At 68.6% G+C, this 2,650-nt stretch carries 3 protein-coding genes; all 3 read right to left on the bottom strand.

Annotated elements, in window-relative coordinates; translation table 11 throughout:
• On the bottom strand, window positions 1-522 hold a 522-nt coding region (locus ACFVX6_RS40755), incomplete at its 3' end, for a glycoside hydrolase family 1 protein (protein WP_389699633.1).
• Between the two features lie 109 nt (window positions 523-631).
• Window positions 632-1,525, bottom strand: coding sequence for a carbohydrate ABC transporter permease (locus ACFVX6_RS40750; protein WP_389699632.1), 894 nt, complete (start codon window positions 1,523-1,525; stop codon window positions 632-634).
• 4 nt (window positions 1,526-1,529) lie between these two features.
• On the bottom strand, window positions 1,530-2,591 hold the full coding sequence (locus ACFVX6_RS40745; RefSeq protein ID WP_389699634.1) for a carbohydrate ABC transporter permease: 1,062 nt from the start codon (window positions 2,589-2,591) through the stop codon (window positions 1,530-1,532).
• Window positions 2,592-2,650: the final 59 nt, after the last annotated feature.

The raw sequence follows: 2,650 nt of genomic DNA, 5'->3' as shown, positions 1-2,650 counted from the left end.
GTTGAGGGTGATCCAGTGCTTGACCCGGTCTCCGAGGGCGTCGGCGACGATGCCCGCGTACTCGGCGAAGCGCTCGGCGGTGGCGCGCTCGGGCCAGCCGCCCGCGTCCTCCAAGTCCTGGGGGAGGTCCCAGTGGTAGAGGGTGAGGGCGGGGGTGATGCCGGCGGCGAGCAGCTCGTCGACCAGCTTGCGGTAGAAGTCGAGGCCCTTCTGGACGGCCGGGCCGCGACCGGTCGGCTGGACGCGCGACCAGGAGACGGAGAACCGGTAGGCTCCCAGGCCGAGTTCGGACATCAGTCGGACGTCCTCGGGGAAGCGGTGGTAGTGGTCCACGGCCACGTCACCGGTGTGGCCTTCGAAGACCTTGCCCGGGGTGTGCGAGAAGGTGTCCCAGATGGACGGGGTCCGGCCGTCCTCACGGGCGGCGCCTTCGATCTGGTAGGCGGCGGTGGCCGTGCCCCACAGGAAATTGGGCGGGAAGGTGCGGGTGGCGGTGAGTGGCCGGGTCTCGGACGCGGTCATAGGAGAGCGCTCCCAACGTAAGTGTGGTTGAAGTCGTGCCGGATGAACCGGTGCCGGAAGAAGGGGCGCGAACAGGCCGACGAGGCAGGTCGTTCCTCGATGAACGCGGTCAGTTCTTGACGGCGCCGGCGGTGATGCCGCCCACGATGTGCTTGCCGAGTACGGCGAAGACGAGCAGCAGTGGCAGCGTGGAGATGAGCGCGCCGGTCAGTACGACGGCCTGGTCGACGGTGTGGTTTCCGGCGCCGAGGCCGGCGAGGGCGACCTGGAGGGTCGGATTCCCGTCGGGGGTCAGGGCGATGAACGGCCAGAAGAAGTCGTTCCATGCCTGGACGAAGACGAGCATTCCGAGGACCGCCATCGCGGGCCGGGCGACGGGGAAGACCACGTGCCAGATGATGCGCAGGCTGTGGGCGCCGTCCATCCTGGCCGCTTCCACGAGCTCCACCGGCAGCGCCTCGATGAGGTACTGGCGCATGAAGAACACGCCGAAGGCGGCGACCAGCGAGGGCAGGACGACGGACTGGAGCTGGTCGACCCAGCCGAGGTCGGTGATGATCTGGTAGAGCGGGATGACGCTGAGCTGCGGCGGGATGGTCATGGTGGCGACCACGAGGGCCAGTAGGGCGCCGCGGCCCTTGAAGGGCAGTTTGGCGAAGGCGAAGCCGGCCAGGGTGGAGAACAGGACGGTGGACAGGGCCACGAGCGAGGCGACGATGGTCGTGTTGACCAGTGCCTCGCCCATGTCGACCTGGTTCCAGGCGAAGGTGAGGTTGTCGAAGAGCCGGGGGCCGGGCAGGAGCGGGGCCGGGGCCTCGACCACGCGCTCGCCTGTGTGCGAGGCGGCCACGAGGTTCCAGTAGAGCGGGAAGAGGGAGACGAGGGCGGCCACGCCGAGGAGGACGTACGTCAGCGGTCCCGCGTGGTGCTGACGGCCCGCCGATGAGCGAAGACGCCTTGCGCGCGGCGCCGCGGCGGTGGTCTTTTCGAGTGTGCGGGTCATGGGTTCAGCTCCCCGCCTTCGTGCGGATGTGGCCGGATCGGCTGCTACGGCGGTGGCTGCGATTGCGGTTCGAGCGAGCGATCAGCGCCTGGATTCCGCCGATGAGCAGGAGGAGCAGGAGCATGACCCATGCGATGGCGGAGGCCTGGCCCAACGCGCCGGTCACCCAGCCCTTCTCGTACATGAGCAGGCTCAGCGTCTGGAACTGGTTTCCGCTGCCCCCGCTGATGCCGACGCTGCCGCCGAAGAGCATCGGCTCGCCGAAGAGCTGGGTGGCGCCGATGGTGGAGACGATGACCGTGAAGAGGATCGTCGGCCGGATGGAGGGAATGGTGACGCTGAGGAACTGCCGCCAGCGCGAGGCCCCGTCCAGGGCTGCGGCCTCGTAGAGGTCCTGAGGCACGGCCTGCATGGCCGCGAGGTAGATGAGCGCGTTGTAGCCGGTCCAACGCCAGGTGACGATCGTCGAAATGGCTATCTGTGCGGGCCACTTGGAGGATTCCCAGGCAACCGGTTCGAAGCCGACCCAGCCCAGGGCCGTGTTGATCAGTCCGTAGTCGGTGTTGAAGAGCTGGGCGAAGACGAGCGTCGCCGCCGCGATCGAGGTGGCGTACGGGGCGAGGATGGCGACGCGGAAGAAGCCGCGGCCCCGCAGTTTGTAGTTGAGCAGGTGCGCGAGGCCGAGGGCCATCAGCAGCTGGGGAACGGTGGAGATCACGCCGATGGTGAAGGTGTTGCCGAGCGCGTTCCAGAAGAACTCGCTGGTGGCCAGGGAGCTGTAGTTCTCCAGCCCCTTCCACTGTGCGCTGCCGCCGAGTTCGACCCGGTGGAGCGAGAGCCAGCCCGTGTAGATCAGGGGGAAGAGCCCGAAGGCCGCGAAGGTGAGGAAGAAGGGAGCGACGAAGACGTACGGGATCGCCTTCAGATCGAGGCGGTAGAGCGTGCTGCGCCAACCGCTCCGGCCCGAGGGCCGCTGCCTGTGGGAGCCGGGGCCGGAGCTGGAGCCCGGGGCTTGTGCGGCGGGCGGCGCGGAGCCGCCACCCGCCGCCCGTACGGAGGTGGCCACAGGGGCTTCCTTCCAGGTCGATGCGTGCAGTGATGCGGTGGGTGCGGACGGTCGACGGC

The sequence above is a fragment of the Streptomyces sp. NPDC058289 genome, assembly GCF_042880975.1.
GTDB lineage: Bacteria > Actinomycetota > Actinomycetes > Streptomycetales > Streptomycetaceae > Streptomyces > Streptomyces stoeckheimensis.
The sequence above is the reverse complement of the archived record's forward strand: the minus strand, read 5'-3'. Positions and strand labels throughout refer to the sequence as shown.